The 19412-nt window shown below is 38.0% G+C and carries 12 protein-coding genes and 1 tRNA gene; 6 read left to right on the top strand and 7 right to left on the bottom strand.

What is annotated here, in order from left to right; all coding sequences use genetic code 11:
* The first annotated feature begins 975 nt into the window (after positions 1-975).
* Positions 976-1824 (top strand): ABC transporter permease, encoded by an 849-nt coding sequence (locus AABE15_RS07205; RefSeq protein WP_338330612.1) that lies wholly within the window; start codon positions 976-978, stop codon positions 1822-1824.
* A gap of 5 nt (positions 1825-1829) precedes the next feature.
* A complete protein-coding gene (locus tag AABE15_RS07200) occupies positions 1830-2603 on the top strand; it encodes an ABC transporter ATP-binding protein (protein ID WP_338330611.1) in 774 nt (257 codons plus the stop codon).
* Between the two features lie 99 nt (positions 2604-2702).
* Here AABE15_RS07200 and AABE15_RS07195 read toward each other — a convergent pair whose 3' ends face one another.
* The 6 genes from AABE15_RS07195 to ssb form a co-directional block, all read right to left on the bottom strand.
* Positions 2703-4391 carry a thiamine pyrophosphate-binding protein gene (locus tag AABE15_RS07195; RefSeq protein ID WP_338330610.1) on the bottom strand — a complete coding sequence of 563 codons (1689 nt, stop codon included), beginning with the start codon at positions 4389-4391 and terminating at the stop codon, positions 2703-2705.
* Between the two features lie 450 nt (positions 4392-4841).
* Positions 4842-4917: transfer RNA gene (locus tag AABE15_RS07190), tRNA-Lys, on the bottom strand.
* A gap of 93 nt (positions 4918-5010) precedes the next feature.
* The gene (locus AABE15_RS07185; protein ID WP_338330609.1) at positions 5011-5499 is read right to left on the bottom strand and encodes a peptidylprolyl isomerase; all 489 of its coding nucleotides are present in this window, start codon (positions 5497-5499) and stop codon (positions 5011-5013) included.
* A complete protein-coding gene (gene coaD / locus AABE15_RS07180) occupies positions 5496-6089 on the bottom strand; it encodes a pantetheine-phosphate adenylyltransferase (protein ID WP_338330608.1) in 594 nt (197 codons plus the stop codon). Before coaD ends, AABE15_RS07185 begins: the two co-directional genes overlap by 4 nt.
* The gene (gyrA, locus tag AABE15_RS07175; protein ID WP_408870264.1) at positions 6052-8766 is read right to left on the bottom strand and encodes a DNA gyrase subunit A; all 2715 of its coding nucleotides are present in this window, start codon (positions 8764-8766) and stop codon (positions 6052-6054) included. Before gyrA ends, coaD begins: the two co-directional genes overlap by 38 nt.
* A gap of 1501 nt (positions 8767-10267) precedes the next feature.
* Positions 10268-10759 carry a single-stranded DNA-binding protein gene (ssb, locus tag AABE15_RS07170; protein WP_338330606.1) on the bottom strand — a complete coding sequence of 164 codons (492 nt, stop codon included), beginning with the start codon at positions 10757-10759 and terminating at the stop codon, positions 10268-10270.
* A 139-nt stretch (positions 10760-10898) separates the two neighbouring features.
* Between ssb and uvrA the strand changes: the two genes are divergently transcribed.
* From uvrA to AABE15_RS07150, 4 genes are all read left to right on the top strand, one after another.
* Positions 10899-13766, top strand: coding sequence for an excinuclease ABC subunit UvrA (gene uvrA, locus AABE15_RS07165; RefSeq protein ID WP_338330605.1), 2868 nt, complete (start codon positions 10899-10901; stop codon positions 13764-13766).
* Between the two features lie 367 nt (positions 13767-14133).
* On the top strand, positions 14134-14472 hold the full coding sequence (locus AABE15_RS07160; RefSeq protein WP_338330613.1) for a P-II family nitrogen regulator: 339 nt from the start codon (positions 14134-14136) through the stop codon (positions 14470-14472).
* Between the two features lie 102 nt (positions 14473-14574).
* Positions 14575-16020, top strand: coding sequence for a type I glutamate--ammonia ligase (gene glnA, locus AABE15_RS07155; protein ID WP_338330604.1), 1446 nt, complete (start codon positions 14575-14577; stop codon positions 16018-16020).
* A 310-nt stretch (positions 16021-16330) separates the two neighbouring features.
* Positions 16331-16993, top strand: a complete 663-nt coding sequence (locus AABE15_RS07150) for a fructose-6-phosphate aldolase (protein ID WP_338330603.1) — start codon at positions 16331-16333, stop codon at positions 16991-16993.
* Positions 16994-17223: 230 nt separating this feature from the next.
* Here AABE15_RS07150 and AABE15_RS07145 read toward each other — a convergent pair whose 3' ends face one another.
* Entirely contained in the window at positions 17224-18993 is a 1770-nt protein-coding gene (locus AABE15_RS07145) for a chloride channel protein (RefSeq protein ID WP_338330602.1), read from the bottom strand.
* Positions 18994-19412: the final 419 nt, after the last annotated feature.

Raw genomic sequence — 19412 nt, 5'->3', positions numbered from 1 at the left:
AAATTAATTTTCTAACTTACCACCATTTTTTTTAAATAATTGATAAAGGGAATGGTTTTAAAATGCCCTTAATTCAAAAACGATCAAACATATACAGTCCTATTTTATGAAAAATGCGGTTTTAACCCCAAATTCAATTTACGTAGTATCTCCTATAATTAACTACTATTTTAAGGGATGATTGACCTTGCTAATACCGTTTTATTCTCACTTTAATGATTGTTCATAGTTTTTCAGAATATCAATTTAAATGGCTAGCATAACCTATTGGCTTTTCAAACAAAACAATGGATTTGGTCATGTATAAATTTTTGACAAATTTTATGTTAAAAAAATAAAATTATATCTGAGCAAATCACAGAACAATTTTAACCTTTTACATCAAAAGTGTGTTGACAGGATTTATTCAAAACACTGGATTAATAATCTTACGAATAAATACGTTTATGCTAAGTAAATTAGTGCATACGCATCACCCTTGAACCAATTTAAAAAGCAAATTAGCTTAAAATTTATCGTTAACGTTAAATTTTATTAATAAGGAAAAATAATTCATTTTTTAAAACTGAGAGCGCCTAACAAAAACCGGTTTTAAAGCTTAAGGCTTATGAATGTCTTGAGTTAAAATCTTGTTATAGGTATGTTTTTAACAATTCTGAGTTCTTCAAAAATAATACTCAAAACAACACCACAATATTCCCCCATACACGGGTAAGACTTTATCCACACCGTATGTTTCTTTTTTGTCGATCCCTCTATATTAATTTCTTATAAATTTTTACAAATAAATCACCGCTTAAGGGATAAAATAAGATTCAAAAAAAACAAACATTATAACGCTTGACAATAATTTGACAGTGGAAGCAACTGTTTTAATGAAGAAGAAAATAGAAATTTGATCTTTAACAAAATGTACTTTAAATAAGCGACCTATATATAGACTTTTTTTGTGACTTCGATATAAGGGATATTTGGATGCCACATAGTAATCCAATTGTATCAAATGACCCTATCATTGATATAAAATCGGTTAGTTTCTCACAAAATTTTCAACTGGCTTTACGTGATATTCTCCAAGGCACCAAAAATTGGCGACTTTTTGGTAGCCTAGGTTGGCTGGATATTAAATTACGGTACCGAGGGTCCGTTTTAGGTCCATTTTGGATCACTATTATCATGGCTGTGAAAATCATAACCATAGGCGTACTATATGCGTATTTTTTTAATATGGATATGCATACGTATTTACCTTATTTGTCTGTATCCCTTATGCTATGGACCTTCATAACCAGCAATTTTATTGAAAGTTGTTCTATTTTTGTTAACGCGCAATCCTTAATCCTCTCCATGCGCTTACCCTTTACCATCTATGCCTGGAGGAATATTGTTAGCAATTTAATTACTCTTTTACACAATAGTTTAGTTCTAATTTTAGTATTCAGCTGGTATCGTGTTATTCCCAACCATTATTTTTTATTTGCTGCTTCGCTAGCGTTATTATTAATCGATAGCCTTGCTTTAAATTTGCTTCTCGGCGTATTAGGCACGCGTTTCAAAGACATACCTCCTATAATGAACAGCATTATGCAAGCCCTTTTTTTTATTACGCCCGTCATCTGGGATACCAGTCAATTAAAATTTAATTATAATTATATGTTATTTAATCCTATGTATCCTCTACTTGAAATTACACGTTCTCCTCTACTGGGACGTTGCCCATCTCTATCCACATGGTTGGCTGCCCTAGGCTATAGTGTCGCTCTTTGGATTGTTACCTTGCTTGTTTTTACGAAAGCAAGATTTCGTATACCTTATTGGATGTAACTCTCATGCCAACTATAGAAGTCGAAAATTTATCCATAACGTTTCCTCTATACCATGAAAACACCCGAAGCTTGCGTAAGATGACGCATCTTTTTGTGTCGGGAAGGCTAAAAAACGAAGGGCATAATAAAATATTAGTCCAAAGTCTTAGAAATATTAATTTCAAAGTCAATGAGGGCGATAGAATTGGATTAATTGGCTCGAATGGTGCGGGGAAGACTACACTGCTACGAACCATAGCAGGTATATACGAGCCTGTCGTCGGACATATAAGGGTTGTAGGACGAATGAGTACTCTTCTCGATCCTTCGGTAGGTATGAATTATGAACTAACAGGAAGAGAAAACATTCGACTTAAATGTACAATTAATGGCTATAAATCAAATAAAATCGAAGAAATAGAGGAAAACGTCGCCGAATTTTCTGAGCTGGGTCCTTACCTCGATTTACCAATTAAAACCTATAGCTCGGGAATGCAGTTGCGGCTGAGTTTTGGATTAACGACGGCCATTTCTCCGCAAATTCTAATGATGGATGAATGGTTTTTAACCGGCGATGCAGCTTTTATTATCAAAGCAGGCAACCGTATTGAAGAAATGGTTAAAACTTCTCAAATATTGATTGTCTCAACCCATTCGCCTGAGGTTATTGCCAAATGGTGCAACCGCGTGTTGTGGCTTGATCAAGGTTTTCTTAAAATGGATGGCACACCCGAAGCAGTGCTGCCCCTTTATCTCAATAAACCTTACGATGAAATTACAAAACTTATTAAAAATTAAGTAAATAGTTCGTGAAATTCAGCATCGTATAAATCGAAAAAAATTTAGCTTGCTTCGCTATTTCTCATCTGCAAAGCAAGCTTAAACCATATAGTGATATTATTTTACAACCCTGGGAGGTCTACTATTCGCTTCGGCCACCCTTTTGCCCCAAATAACAAGATCCGGAGAGCAATCTTCTGGGTCAATGGCAACTTCAATTAACGTTGGACCTTTTGTATTATTCAAAGCCTTTTTCATAGCCACGGCTAACTCGTCGCCATTTTTGGCTTTTAATCCTAGCCCATGCCCGTCTTCCGCATTAAATACAGACATTAAACCAGCATAATCCCAATTTTTAATGCGATTATAAGGACCATCGTGAATCATAACTTCAATGGAATACCCTCTATTATTGATCAAAATAATAATAACAGGCAAGTTACGACGTACCATTTGGCACACTTCTTGTGCGGTCAATTGGAAAGAACCATCACCTACCATCATAATATTACGCCGATCTGGCTCTGCAACGGCGTAACCAAACATAGAAGGTACCGACCAACCAATATGCCCCCATTGCATTTCAGACTCTATTCTTGCACCATTGGGTAAATCAAAGTGCATACCATGGAACCAAGAGTCGCCTGTCTCTAGAAATAACGTGGTTTTATGATCAATAATTCCTTGGATTTGTCTGCATAGTTCGACCGTATTTAATGGCGCATTTCCCTTAGCCACAACAACTTTTTTAGTGGGCAATTTCATAGCCTTAAATTGTTCTAAGGACGTACTGTTTCGTTTAACACCAGAAGTAAGCGCAGGTAAAAAATCTTTGAGGTAAACACCGCTGAATTCTTTATTAGCCACTTTGGTATGATGTGCCGAAATAAAAATGTCGCCTTCTCCGACAATTTCACTGGTCCACCCAACCGTTGAATAATCGTTAAATATACTTCCTATATAAATGCGACAATCAGAATTGGTAACTAATTTTTCCACGCCAGGAGAGCTAATTTCTCCCCATAATGTCCCTATATATTGTGGTTTTTCCTCTAAGAAAAATCCTTTGGCCTGCGCCATAGTGGTCACAGCACATCCCATTTTGTCAGCCAGTTTTACAATTTGATTTTCAACTCCAGCAGAGCGTGCTTTTCCTCCGATAATAATAACGGGGTTCTTAGCCTTATCCAACGCTTCCAAACATGCTTTTGCGGCTGCTTTCAAACTTGCATCATCACTGACCAAGTTATTGGTAATGCTGGTAATAGGTCCTGGTGCGGTGCAAGGTTGATTAACAATGTTACAACTTATTTCAATATAAGCAGGTTTTCTATTTCGTAAAGCATGACGTATAGCATGATCAATTAGACAAGGAGCTTCCTCAGCATGATTAATGGCAACGGCTGCGCAAGTAATTTTTTTGGCCATTTCAATTTGATAACGATAATCTGAATAGCCCATGGTATGATGCAAAATATGCCCACTACCGTAATCGTTATTATTGGGTGCGCCGGAAATAAGCAGCATTGGCAAATTTTCTGCGAATGCACCCCCTACCGCATTAAATGCACTAAAAGCACCAACGCTGAAGGTCACCACAGACGCCCCCAACGTTTTAGAACGAGAATAGCCCTCTGCTGCAAAACCACAATTTAACTCATTACAACAATAAACTTGCTCTAGATCTTTCGCTTTAGCCATCTCATCAAGCAAGGCTAGATTATAGTCCCCAGCAACGGCAAACACATGGCCCAATCCAAGTTGAACCAAACGGGTGGCTAAATAATGGCCAACAGTATACTTCACTGTGAATCTCCTGTTAAAATTTAATTTTAGTTAGAATATCTCAAAAAAAGAAATTACTTAAGTTTTATTCTTAGTAAATCAAACTTGTGAGATTCGAAAAAATCTAACTTAATCCAAGGAATTTTTCCTGAGAGTATTCTTTACAATAATTTAGTTACGCTAAAAGGCAAGCTTAATTACTGTCTAATCTAAAAGACAACAACGCCTAGAGTTGATTGCCACAATCCGCTAAAAATTAAGTCGCAAGTCTACTGATAAATTAGTTTTTACAAATTTCAAAATTAAAACCAAAGTTAATATTTTCATTAATATAAAACATATTTTTATTGAAATTGATCGTACTACGAACCTTAATAAATAATTAATTATTTATTAATCATATTTGCGAGTAAAATGCTTTAATGTAAGTTAAAAGGATTAAAATCACCACAAGATTGAGGATTACAATCTTGGTGAGCCGGGAGGGATTCGAACCCTCGACCATTCGATTAAAAGTCGAATGCTCTACCATCTGAGCTACCGGCTCTCTATTTTTTTTGCGCTCATACTTAAGCGTTGAGCATTCAAATAGTGGTTATTTAAAAAGAAGTCAACCACTATTTTTTCATCTTCTGGAAAACTATTTCTTTTCTGAGACAGGATACATTTTAATAATACGATCGGGATCTTTGACCATACCGTTGCTTCCCGTTCCCTTCTTAATTTTGTCCACCAATTCCATACCTTCAATGACCTCACCAACGATGGTATATTGACCATCTAAATGGGGTGAATCCTCAAACATGATGAAAAACTGACTATTGGCACTGTTTGGATCCATCGTGCGAGCCATACCGACTACACCCCGTCGGAAGCTTTCTTTTTTACTAAATTCTGCATCCAAATCGGGTAAAGAACTTCCTTGAGTGCCAGTACCACTAGGGTCTCCTCCCTGCGCCATAAATCCCCCAATGACCCGATGAAAAGGGGTATTGTCATAAAAACCTTCACGACTTAACGTTAAAAGGCGTTCGGCTGCTAGTGGGGCTAGATCTGGGCGTAGTCGAATAGTGACCGCACCGTCTTTAAGTTCCATTTGAAGGATCGTTTCGTCATGAGTAAGTTTCATTTTTTTCCATTCGAAATATTCGAGTTAACAAAATTCGTTAAACGACGATTTTTAAACCGTCTTAAAGTTGCCTGAGGTACAAAAGAAGAAATATCCCCCCCTAGCTCAGCAATTTCTTTAACCACACTGGACGCGATAGAGCGGTTTTGTTCACTGGCTACCAAAAATAGCGTCTCGATATCGGGGGACAATTGATGGTTAACCAAGCACATCTGAAATTCTATATTAAAATCCATGACTTGCCTTAACCCTCTGATAATAACGCGTGCATTATTATCTTTGGCACAATCAACCAATAAATTATCAAAACCAATAACGTTTATACGAGAAGTCGCTTTGTCTTGAGTCCTAAAATCATGTCCAAACCGCTCAATAAGGGCTTCGTGGATACAATCTACTCTTTCGTTTAATGGCCAAAAAGGCGTTTTAATAGTATTGCGGGCTACGCCAATAATAAGTTGATCAAATAAACAAACCCCTCTCTGGATGATATCAAGATGACCATTGGTAATAGGATCAAACGTACCAGGGTAAATCGCAATTTTAGGGGAATTATTCCTCAACATTAGCCAAATTACCTTTAATTTCATCTACCTCCATAGCGCCTTCCACAGTTTCATCCGTAACGGGGAAAACACTTCGAACGTTCTCTCCTGAATCAATTTTAAATAGCGTTACCCCCATACTGGTCCGAGCTGTGACACGCACTTGGTTTACAGGCACACGTATTAAACGCCCCTTATCGGTAATAAGCATTACATCGGTATTATTAACGACTGAGAATGTCGAAATAACTGAATTTCCGTTTCTACCGGGTAAATTAATATTGGCTATTCCTTGCCCCCCTCGACCACTGACACGATATTCATAAGCAGACGTACGTTTACCAAAACCTGCATTCGTTACCGTTAAAAGGACCTCTTCCGTCTGAGAAAGCTCATTCAATCGCTGAGGGGTAAGTTCCGCTTCGCTATCATCAATACTCTCCTCAGAGTTTTCAAAAGCTGTTTCAATTTCCTCTTCAGGTAAAGGCTCCCCCCCTTCAGCTCTCCGCCTTGCGTTACTGTACTTTAAATACGCAATACGTTCCGAAACCGTTACATCAACATGATTTAAAATACATAAGGAATTGACTTCATCCCCTTCGGAAAGCCGTATACCACGCACACCTGTACTTCCTCTGCCAGCGAACACTCTTAAATTGGTATCCGTGATTTGAAACCGTATGGCCCTGCCTTTTTTGGTGGCAAGAAATACATCCTGGCCTTCAGTACAGGTAGCCACTCCTATTAATTGTTCATCAGGATCAAGCTTCATAGCTATTAACCCTGACGAACGGATATTGCCGAAGTCACTCAAGCGATTACGACGAACGTTTCCTTTGGACGTAGCAAATACCAAATGAAGATGGGTCCACGTGTCTTCGTCTTGCGGCAAAGGCAAGACCGCTGTAATTTCATCCCCACCCAAATTAGGTAAAAAATTAACCAAAGCACGCCCTTTTGACGTGGGACTTGCTTCGGGCAGATGCCATATTTTAGCACGAAACGCTTTACCCCCATTGGAAAAGAAAATAACCCATTGATGGGTGTGCGCGTTGAAAGAACGGGTAATGATATCATCGCCCCTCCGACCTGCGCCTGTTCTCCCTCTTCCTCCTCTATTTTGTGAACGAAAAGTTTCAAGGGGGGTTCGTTTGATAAACCCTTCTTTACTCAAGGTAACCACCATTTGACCAGGCTCGATCAAACTTTCGTCGGTTTGTTCCCCCTCATAGTCGATAATTTCGGTTTTTCGTTCACAAAATAACTCCGAACGGACTTTAAGCAATTCCTCTTTCATGATTTCAAACCGACGAATATGGCTACCAATAATTTCCAGCAATTCGCTAATGCGCTTTGAAACCTCAATCAATTCATTTTGAATCTTGTCGCGCTCAAGGCCGGTTAACCGTTGAAGGCGTAACTCCATAATACCTCGAACCTGTGCCTCACTAAAATAAACGCGATTTTCAGTCAAACGATTGTTTTCATCTTGGATAAGATCCAAAAGAGATTGTATATCTTGGGCTGGCCAAGAACGTTTTAACAGTTCTTCACGTGCTGAAGCTGCATCAGGGGCCGAACGAATGATCGCAATCACTTCATCAATATGGGTAACCGCTATAACCAATCCCAATAATAAATGGGCACGATCCCGTGCTTTATTAAGTTCGTAACGAGAACGTCTTAAAACAACTTCTTCTCTAAAGACAATAAATGCTTGTAAAGCTTCTTTTAATCCAAACAATTGGGGTTTGCCGCTGTTTAAGGCCAGCGCGTTGACGCCAAATGTGGTTTGGAGCTGTGTAAAACGATAGAGCTGATTTAAAACTACATCGGGTGTTGCGTCCCGTTTAACTTCAACAACGATGCGCATACCCGAACGATCGCTTTCATCACGTATATCCGATACACCCTCAATTTGTTTATTGCGCACAAGCTCGGCAATTTTTTCTTGTAACGTAGCTTTATTAACTTGATAAGGAATTTCGGTAATAATGATTGCTTGTCTGTCTTTACGTATTTCTTCAACGGACGCTCGACCTCTTAATAAAATAGAGCCTCTACCCGTCAAAAATGCACTGCGTATACCCGAACGGCCCAGTATTATTCCACCCGTAGGAAAATCAGGACCCGTAACAATTTCCATAAGATCAGCAAGTTCTAATTGCGGATTATCTATTAGAGCAATGGTTGCATCTATAATTTCATTAGGGTTATGCGTCGGTATATTCGTTGCCATACCGACTGCAATCCCCGAAGCACCATTAATAAATAAATTAGGATACATCGCCGGTAAAATAACAGGTTCTTGCTCACTTTCGTCATAGTTGGCCTGAAAATCAACGGTATCTTGATTGATATCGTTTAACAAAAACAAAGAAGGCCTGCTTAATCTTGCCTCAGTATAACGCATAGCTGCTGGGGAATCCCCATCCACCGAACCAAAATTACCTTGCCCATCGACAAGACAAACGCGCATCGACCAATGTTGCGCCATTCTTACCATAGCATCGTAAATGGATGAATCCCCATGGGGGTGATACTTGCTCATCACATCGCCCACCGCACGGGCAGATTTACGATAAGGTTTATCAGCGGTCAGTCCACTTTCATACATGGAATATAAAATACGACGATGAACCGGTTTTAAGCCATCCCGTATATCGGGTAGAGCACGACTGACAATAACAGACATCGCATAGGCTAGATACGAAGTTTGCATCTCCTTTTCGACGGTTACAGGCACAATGTCAGATAAAGTAGGGAGTGTGTGTTCTGGGTTGTCGTTCAAGATAAATCCATTTCTCAAAAAAATTATGTCGTCCAACACTGGATCGTTTAAATCCAATTACCGATACGAAAGTTCAATTAAGCCAAATCCATTCAGATTAACTGCAAACAAGGAAACGCAACTGCCAAAAGGCCTATACAATAAGAATATAATCTGTGTAAGGAATTATAAGGGCAATCCTAAAGAGTATAATTTTTTTAGAGTAAAATTACAAGTTAGCTCATTGAAGATAGCACCATAATTTGGGCATTCTTTACAAGCAACCACAAAAAGTGAAGAGTATATCCGCATAATACTATTTGCTAGGTACATTCCACACCCCTTCCATCGTATTGTTGGATACAACCGCTTATAAATATCACACTATTTTTATAAAATTTATTAAAATTAATTACCTAAGACACAGTCCAAATTTGGAAATAAAGCTTTATTTTCATGCTAACGATTTTAATATTGTTTTTAATCAAACCTAACAATAATAACGTACACGTTTATACCACAACGTTTGATGGGTTTATAAATAGAACCACAATGCTATTTCTTTTTTATAATAAATAATTAAAAAACGCTACGCAGTATGTGTTTATTGCTCCCCCAAAAAAGCATCTACAACTTAATTGTTGATTAAATTAAAGTAAGAAAATCCAAAATCTTTATATTACGTATGTGTTGCGTAATATAAGAGTAATTCATACTCTTATCTCTTCTGACCAATATTTAAAAATATACCATCGAATGAAAGCTTTGCATTGAACCCAGAGGAATTACCTGGAACTTTATAAAAAATATTTTTTCCCATCGCGACCCAATAATTATTAAAACAAATACAAACATGGATTTAAATACGATACAAAAAATTAAAACTTATACCTCCATCCCTATCGTTAAAATAAAGGGAAATTCTTAACCCTAAAAGAAATCTTGGAAATTAATTTTAGCATAAGCAAAATAGGGAGAAACAAATTTTACACAATATAATATTTGATAAACCGTGAAACTATTTCAAATCCTTAATGGTTAATAACCTTACTTGTAAAATTAACTGTTTTTTTTGACTTTATGAAATCGTGCGCTCATCAACCTATCGATACAAACCAGTCGGAATATCTCCATAAAAAAAGAAAAAAAAATAGAAACAGTTTTCGATGAATTAATCTTTAAATAACACGGGAAAACAATAAAATAACCTCGGTCGTTTTCGATCAAAAAACCATCAAACCTAATGGTTTTTTAAAAACTAAAATAAACGAAAGAGTATACTTCATACTCTGATTTTTATATGATCCTTAAGAAAATTTAAATTATCTTTTTAAACCAAATGCTTACGGTTTTATGCTTTTAGCAATTTATTCCCTAGTAAACTACTTTATATAAAATAAAACCAAATTTGCCTACTAAAACGAACGTTTAAACATTCCTACTTTAACTTAACCTAGAAAGGGATTTCATCATCAAGATCATTACTGACAGGAGCATCCCAACTGCTCGTACGTTTCTCAGAAGGAGGAGAAAGGGTTGAGGGAGAATTGCTTGCCGATTCATTGAAATACTCTGAAGCCTCAGAGCCTGCGCGATTGCTATCCAACAACACCAATTCTCCACGAAAACGATCCACTATTATTTCAGTGGTATAACGTTCTTGGCCTTGTTGATCGGTCCATTTACGTGTTTTTAATGCCCCTTCAATAAAAACTTTCCGCCCTTTGCGCAAATATTTCTCCGCAACGTCTGCCAACCGTTCATTAAATATAACGACACGATGCCATTCTGTGTTTTCACGACGTTCCCCCGTTTGACGATCATTCCAACTATCGCTTGTCGCTACTGTAATATTGACCACTTTTGACCCAGATTGCATACTACGTACTTCAGGATCCCGCCCAAGATTACCCACTACAATTACTTTGTTAACACTTCCAGCCATTCTTAATTCACCTTAAATTTTACGTATCTACGCTGTTGATTCTATTCAGCATTTCCAAAATGCTTTATAGCGCAAATAGCAATTGGTTTCTTTAAAATTACGTTTACTGTTTATCCTATTATGTATAACATATATTCCTATGAAAAAAAGCTTTTCTGTTCTTTCTACTCTTCGCGTACGGAACGCTCGAGTACACAATCTCAAAAATGTCTGCGTCGATATTCCTAAAAACCACCTTACCGTTATTACTGGTCTATCGGGGTCGGGGAAATCATCCTTAGCTTTTGACACCATTTATGCCGAGGGCCAACGACGCTATGTAGAAAGTTTGTCAGCGTATGCTAGACAATTTCTTGAATTAATGGGTAAACCCGACGTTGACTCTATTGAAGGCCTTTCCCCTGCCATTTCTATAGAGCAAAAAACAACTTCAAAAAATCCTCGATCAACTGTGGGAACTATCACAGAAATTCATGATTACATGAGGTTATTATGGGCACGCGCAGGTACCCCTTATTCACCCGTAACGGGATTACCTATTGAAGCACAAACTGTCAGCCAAATGGTCGATCGCGTTTTAAATTTGCCCGATAAAACCAGAATTATGTTATTAGCACCCATTGCCAGAGACAAAAAAGGGGAATTTAAGAAAGAACTTGCGGAACTTCAGCGTAAAGGATTTACACGCGCCAAAATTGACGGCACCCTGTATGAACTTAATGACATACCTTCTTTAAATCGGAAAATTAAACATACTATTGAAATTGTTGTTGATCGGATTGTAATAAAACCTGGAATTGAAAATCGGTTGGCAGATAGTTTTGAAATTGCCCTTTCGTTATCCGATGGCCTAGCATCTATTGAGGAAGTACCCAAAGATGCAAATAAAAATAAGCCTTTAACCATGGTTTTTTCCGCACGTTATTCTTGTCCAGAAAGCGGTTTTACCTTGGAGGAAATTGAACCTCGGTTGTTTTCTTTTAATGCCCCTCAAGGTGCCTGCCCCACCTGTGATGGAATTGGTACAGAGTTGTTTTTTGATCCAGAGTTAGTGGTTCCTAATCCTTCGCTTTCGCTGAGCAAAGGGGCAATCGCCCCTTGGAATACTGTTGGAAACATGTATTATCAGCAAACTTTGAAAAGTATTGCCGACGCTTTTAAAATTAATTTAAATACTCCATGGAAAAATTTAGACCAAAGCATTAAAGATAAAATCTTATTTGGTTTCAAAGAACCTATTCCTTTTACTTATAATGACAGAGAAAAATCGTATACCATTACGCAACCTTTCAATGGCGTAATCGAAAATCTTAAAAAAAGATTTTATTCCAGCAGCAGTCAATCTGTTAAAGAGGAGCTTTCACGTTATCAAGCCAATTATCCTTGTCAATCCTGCCATGGTGCACGATTAAAACCCGAAGCATTATGTGTTAAAATTAATAAAAAAAATATAGCTGAGGTCTCAGAGCTTTCCATTCGTAAAGCTTTGGACTGGTTTTCACAGGTAGAGAATAGTTTAACACCACAAAAAGCAGAAATTGCGCGTCGAATTCTTAAAGAAATTACGGAAAGACTGCAATTCCTTGATAATGTAGGATTAGATTATTTAACGTTGTCCAGAGGATCTGCCACCTTATCCGGTGGAGAAAGCCAACGGATACGACTTGCCTCTCAAATCGGTTCTGGATTGACTGGGGTCTTGTATGTGCTTGATGAGCCCTCTATTGGTTTGCACCAAAGGGATAATAAACGTCTTTTGGATACGCTGCAACGGCTCAAAGGCTTAGGGAATACCGTCATTGTCGTAGAACATGATGAGGATACCATTCGGGCATCGGATTATCTTATCGATATGGGTCCAGGTGCAGGCAACTTGGGTGGACAGATTGTTGCTATAGGCACCCCTAAAGAAGTTGAAGCCAATCCCAATAGCTTGACTGGGAATTATTTAAGTGGACGTAAATCAATACCTTTACCAACGAAACGTCGTAAAATTAATAAAAAAAACAGTTTAACGTTATACGGTGCCTCCGGAAATAACTTAAAAACTATTGATGTTGAGTTTCCTTTAGGAACGTTTATTGCCGTTACAGGCGTTTCAGGAGGAGGAAAATCTACTTTAATTATTGACACCCTTTATAAAGCACTTTCTCGACAACTTATGGGATCAAACGCGGTTCCCTCTCCTTACAAAACCATTAAAGGAGTGGAAAATTTAGATAAAATTATTGATATCGATCAATCGCCGATTGGAAGAACGCCGCGCTCAAACCCTGCAACGTATACCGATCTCTTTACCCCTATCCGAGAATGGTTTGCGGAATTGCCTGAAAGTCGAGCCAGGGGGTACAAACCGGGTCGGTTTTCTTTTAATATTAAAGGGGGACGCTGCGAAGCCTGTCAAGGTGAAGGGCTGATCAAAATTGAAATGCACTTTCTCCCGGACGTCTATGTCACTTGTGATACATGCAAAGGATCCCGTTACAATAGGGAAACACTCGACATTAAATTTAAAAGCCACTCGATTGCAGATATTTTAAATCTTACGGTCGATGACGCTTTACCTTTATTCGAAGCTTCTCCGAAAATTAAAGACCGATTGCTTATTTTACAAAAAGTAGGCTTGGGTTACATTCACTTAGGTCAACAAGCCACCACCCTTTCAGGGGGAGAAGCACAAAGAATCAAGCTTTCAAAAGAATTGGCCCGTCGCGCAACAGGACGTACAATCTATATACTGGATGAACCAACAACGGGTTTACATACAGAAGATGTGCGCAAATTATTGGAAGTACTACACGCTTTGGTTAAACATGGGAATACGATTATTGTTATTGAACATAATCTTGATGTCATTAAAACCGCGGATTGGGTTATTGATTTGGGTCCTGAAGGGGGTGACGAAGGGGGTGAAATCGTGGCATGCGGAACGCCCGAAACGATTGCCGCCAACAATAAAAGTTATACAGGGCATTTTTTAAAGCCCTTGCTGAATAAAAAAAGATAGACACATCGTCTGCTTAATGTTTCAAATACCACGCAATTTAATTTACCACAGCCCCGCTAATCTTTAAATCGCATAGTAACCAGTAAAAACTGATATGTTTAACATTTGCGTGTGCGCGAACCACTGGTATCCCTAACCACTTTAAATTAGAGCTCATTTCAAGCCAAATTAACAAAGCACAAATGTAAAATTTTAAATTATGAAGATTACCTAGATTTGCGTTCTGTTAAATTTTAGCCACCGCGTAGCAATCTTTTTACTAGACAAAATAAGGCGGTCATTCTTAAATAATGCCACAAAATAACTATAATCCACTGGTCTATTTCTCAATTAAGATTAAACTCACAGTTAAGAGATAATGAAGATGATCAAAAAAATTGAAGCTGTCATCAAACCTTTTAAATTAGACGAAGTAAAAGAAGCCCTACAAGAAATTGGCTTACAAGGTATTACGGTTACTGAAGTAAAAGGTTTTGGAAGACAAAAAGGACACACAGAACTGTATCGGGGTGCAGAATACGTGGTCGATTTTCTTCCTAAAGTGAAAATTGAATTTGTCTGTGACGAAAATCTGGTAGAACGCGCTGTTGACATTATTATGCATACTGCACGAACAGGAAGAATTGGCGACGGAAAAATTTTTGTTATACCCGTTGAAAATGCTATACGCATTCGAACCGGTGAAAGTGGTGTCGAAGCCTTGTAAGATTCAGTTACCGTTTTAATATTCTCTAATCAAAATTTAGTTTTTAATAGTATAGTATCACTTATAATTTAGCCTTCAAAATCTGAACACAGGAAAAAATAAATGACCAACAACGCCGTTTCACCGGTTACTTCTAAAGAAAAAGCTATTGAAAAAGTCATGGATATGATTCAAGAAAACTCTGTTGAATTCGTTGACTTTCGTTTCACCGACCCCTGTGGAAAATGGCATCATACCGCACAATACGTTTCAACAATAAAAAGTGACATATTTGAAGATGGCATTATGTTTGATGGATCTTCTATCAATGGTTGGAAGGCCATTAATGAAAGCGACATGATTCTCATGCCCGATCCAACCACTGCGGTTATGGATCCATTTACCGCCAAACCTCAATTAATTTTAATTTGTGATATTATCGATCCCGCTACAGGCGTTTTTTATAATCGTGATCCTCGTTCCACCGCTAAATTGGCTGAACAATACTTAAAATCAACGGGTATCGGAGATACAGCTTATTTTGGACCAGAAGCTGAATTTTTTATTTTTGATAACGTCAAATTCGGTACCGGACCCAATTTCGCGATACACCAATTAGAAAGTATCGAGGGGCCTGGATCCAGTCTCAAAGAATACCCAGAAGGAAATATGGGGCATAGACCCGGAATAAAAGGGGGCTATTTCCCAGTACCACCCGTTGACAATGAAAACGATCTACGCGCAGAAATGTTAACCACCATGGGTGAAATGGGACTACCCATTGAAAAACAGCATCACGAAGTAGCACAATCTCAACATGAACTGGGGATTGCGTTTTCAACCCTAGTGAAATCAGCCGATAATTTACAAATTTTTAAATATTGCGTGCACAATGTTGCAAACTCTTATGGTAAAACGGCAACGTTCATGCCAAAACCTATTTATGGCGATAATGGCACGGGTATGCACGTCCATCAGTCTATTTGGAAAGACAATAAACCAAATTTTGCTGGAAACGCCTATGCTGATCTTTCCGATCAAGCCCTCTATTACATTGGTGGAATCATCAAACACGCTAAAGCTTTGAATGCATTTACCAATCCTTCAACGAATTCATACAAACGCTTAATTCCTGGATTCGAAGCCCCTGTATTATTGGCTTACTCGGCAAGGAATCGTTCTGCCTCTTGTCGTATTCCGTATGGGACCAGTCCAAAAGCAAAACGTGTTGAAATCCGTTTTCCTGATCCAACCGCCAACCCATACCTTGCTTTTGCAGCCATGCTCATGGCGGGATTAGATGGTATCAAAAATAAAATTCATCCCGGAGATGCCATGGACAAAGACCTTTATGATCTTCCCCCAGACGAATTGAAAGAAATACCCACCGTATGTGGATCCCTCCGCGAAGCTTTGGAATGTTTGGCCGCAGACCACGAATTCTTACTTGCAGGTGATGTGTTTACCAAAGACCAAATTAACAGTTATTGCCAAATCAAATGGCAAGAAGTTTTTCGCTTTGAACATACCCCTCATCCTGTGGAATTTGAAATGTATTATTCTGTCTAAAGTCCAACGATATTAAATCAATTAAAGAGTTTTTAATTAAAAAAAATTAATTCACGATTTTGTTACTTTTAATTTAATAAACTCTTTTTTTTTGGAAAAAAGTCGCTATATTATTTTTATAACTTGACTTGTCGATCAATATAACAAAAAGCCTAAACCTTTACGGGTTAGCTTTTTTTTTGACAATTTAACGGATTTATTTATACCGTATGTTGCTCAACTTTGATGGATTTGCGGGCAAGTTTTTTAATCATTGTTCTTGATTTTTAATGTCTTAAATTTCATGAATCAAATCGAAAGCTAAGGCGCGATGAAATTATATCTAGATACCTCAGACATTCAAGCAGTAAAGCGAATTTCTGCTATTTTCCCTGTAAGCGGCGTTACCACCAACCCTCTTATCGTCTGTGCAGGCGAAACCTCTCTCTTTGATTTATTACCTGCATTAAGAGATGCTATGGGCGGACAAGGAACCTTGTTTGCTCAGGTTATTTCCAACACCGTTGAAGGAATGATCGAAGATGCACTTAAACTTCGTGAACGTGTTGAAAATTTAGTTGTAAAAGTTCCTGTTACCCCTAAAGGTCTTCAGGCCATTAAAGAATTAACCAAACAAGGCGTTCCAACATTAGCAACTGCAGTTTACGGGGCCGCACAAGGATTTTTAGGCGTTCTCGCTGGCGCTCAGTACGTTTCCCCTTATGTCAGCAGAATTGATGCACAAGGCGGTGACGGTCCTGCAACCGTTTCCGAACTCCAATGCTTACTTTCTACGCATGCTCCTGAAAAAGAATTGGTTGCAGCTAGCTTTAAAAGCCCAAGACAGGCTCTGGAATGTATGCTTATTGGGTGTAAGGGTATAACCTTACCTGTTAATGTTTTTGACATGTTTATTAGTGACCCAGCAGTGTTTGCAGCGGTTGATCAATTTGAATCTGCTTGGCAGAAAAAATTCAACAAAACATGCCTTTAAGATAAAGTAACTAAAAAACAGTATAACCTGCTTATAACAGCTGGTATATATAGAGTTTAGGCAAGATAAATACTATCTTGCCTTTTTATTAGTTTATACATCAACAGAAATAGTTTTTATTTTGTACAATAATAATTGTAAGTGTATTAAAATTAAAATAATAAATTGATTGTTTAACAAACCGCCCTTATTCGTCAATTAAACAATCATATATTCATAAAGATAAAACCCTAAGCTCTTTTTTTTCCAAAATCAAACCCCGTTACCTCGATAATTTGATTTTCTAAAAACTGAGTGTATGTTTTTAACACATCATTTTTATAAACACCGCCAATAATATAACGTTGCTTCTCACGACTAACGACAACGGCAAAATCAATATGTTTGCTCTCGAAAAAATTTAACGCATCCTTAATTTCCATCTGCGGAAGTATAAAAATTTCTCTTTGACAAACAATTTCTTTAACGCATTGATCACTATCCAGTTCAGGATTAAGCAAAATATGCGTATAAACCATACCTACATATTGGTTGTTGCTTGTTCTCACAATAGCTTTCGACATATTTCGAGATAAAAACAACTTTCTAGCTTCTTTTATGCTGGTGGTTTCGTCGATTATCGTTAAATCATAATGCATAAGGCTTTCAATTTTGGATCGTCTTAGCCAGCTTATATCAAGCGCAGATTGTGTGTTTTCTCCCCGTAAGTGAAATCGCCATGTCGCGAACGAAAAACCAAACAACTTTCTAACAAAAAATTGCGCGATCAGCACGCTTAACAATACACAACCCGTATACGGATAACTTTTGGTCATTTCTAACGTTAAAAAAGTCATACTTAACGGCCCGCCAATGATCACAACGGCCATCGTTGCCATCCCCATTAACCCGTAAACTAGAGGCGACAAAGCATGTATCTGATAAAAGGCCAAACCATGACCAAAAACAATTCCAGCGGCACAGCCAATAAGCATTGATGCAAAGAAAAGACCCCCCCTAAATCCCACGCCAATTGAAATGGTAGAAGCAAAAGCTTTCAACAATAAAATGAGGCAAGCAAGTTTGAACCCGACACCTCCTGCCAAACTGACCCACACCACTGCATGGCCAGAACTTAATATAGCAGGGGTAATTAAAGACAATAACCCAATAACCGCTCCCCCCGCCACTAGAGGAAATCCTTGACCTAATCTATTTTTTTTTACAACCACTTCCAGCTGGGCTGAAAAATACATAATGGCAATACCAATGAGTGCACACAATAAAGCTAAGAAGACAATGCTGACGTAATCATGCACTACAGGAATCTGAGCAGGAAAATTTAAAATAGGGGTCCGCATACCCAGCCAATGCGCGGTAACAACGCCTACAATTGCCGCCAGAATAACAGGCGTAAAATTAACAATATTATACGATGCAATGACAATCTCAAATGCGTAAAAAGCCCCCCCTAAAGGAGAGTTAAATTCTGCCGCTATGGCGGCTCCGGCCCCGCATCCGACCAGTACTCTTATGTCTTCTTTACGTAAAGCAAAAATCTCACTGAGGCGAGAAATACAAGCAGAGCTTATCTGCGTGTATGCTGCTTCTAACCCAAGGGATAATCCAAACCCAGTCGTTAAAATGGTTTGCAACCCAACATACAAACTATCAGCAACATTTAACCTTCCCCCATGAAGGGCATTTGCTTCCACAATATCAACAGGGTTTTGACTAAAATATCGGTTAATCCATCGACGGGTCTGCCAAAGCAACAGCCCACCCATAATCGGCATCGTAACGCTGTACCAAGGGTTTACCCATAACAGCCCTGACAAATGTCCACCGTTGCTGAGATGAAAAAGAAAATGATGCATCGTTTCAATGATTAAATTAAGGATGCGGACAACGACAGCTCCTATCATTCCAGAAATAATCGCAAAACCCATTAACCATAGGTCTTTAACACCACGGATAAACGTTACATGTTGGATAAATGGCTTATCAAGAAAATTTATCACTTACGTAATCCATACCAACTCTAAAAAGAAATGAAAAAGGTAAAGTAACACTTTTCAAAGCGTCTTTATCTGTAAATAAAGTATTAAAATTATTCACAACAAATTGCTAATTTTATTTTACAAAAGGGGAATTTTCTAAAACAAATTTTGAAAGGGTATAGCGTTTCTAAATTTTAGAAACGTCTTTATTTAACCGCATTATACGAAATTAAAAAACGTTACATAATTTTAAAAACTCTATTAAATTGAGTCTACCGAAAACGGACTGTGGCATTGATTGTTTAATTATGTATTGGACTAGGGGTTTCTACCCTGATTATATTGCCCACCACAGTATACTATTAATATAGATTTAAATACGAAACGTTAAACCATGATATTGATAACGTATATTTCTATGCTTTTCAATGTTAACCTAT

The sequence above is a fragment of the Commensalibacter sp. Nvir genome, assembly GCF_963921845.1.
Taxonomy (GTDB): Bacteria; Pseudomonadota; Alphaproteobacteria; order Acetobacterales; family Acetobacteraceae; genus Commensalibacter.
Note: the sequence above shows the minus strand (reverse complement) of the source record. Positions and strands in the feature narration are given on the sequence as shown.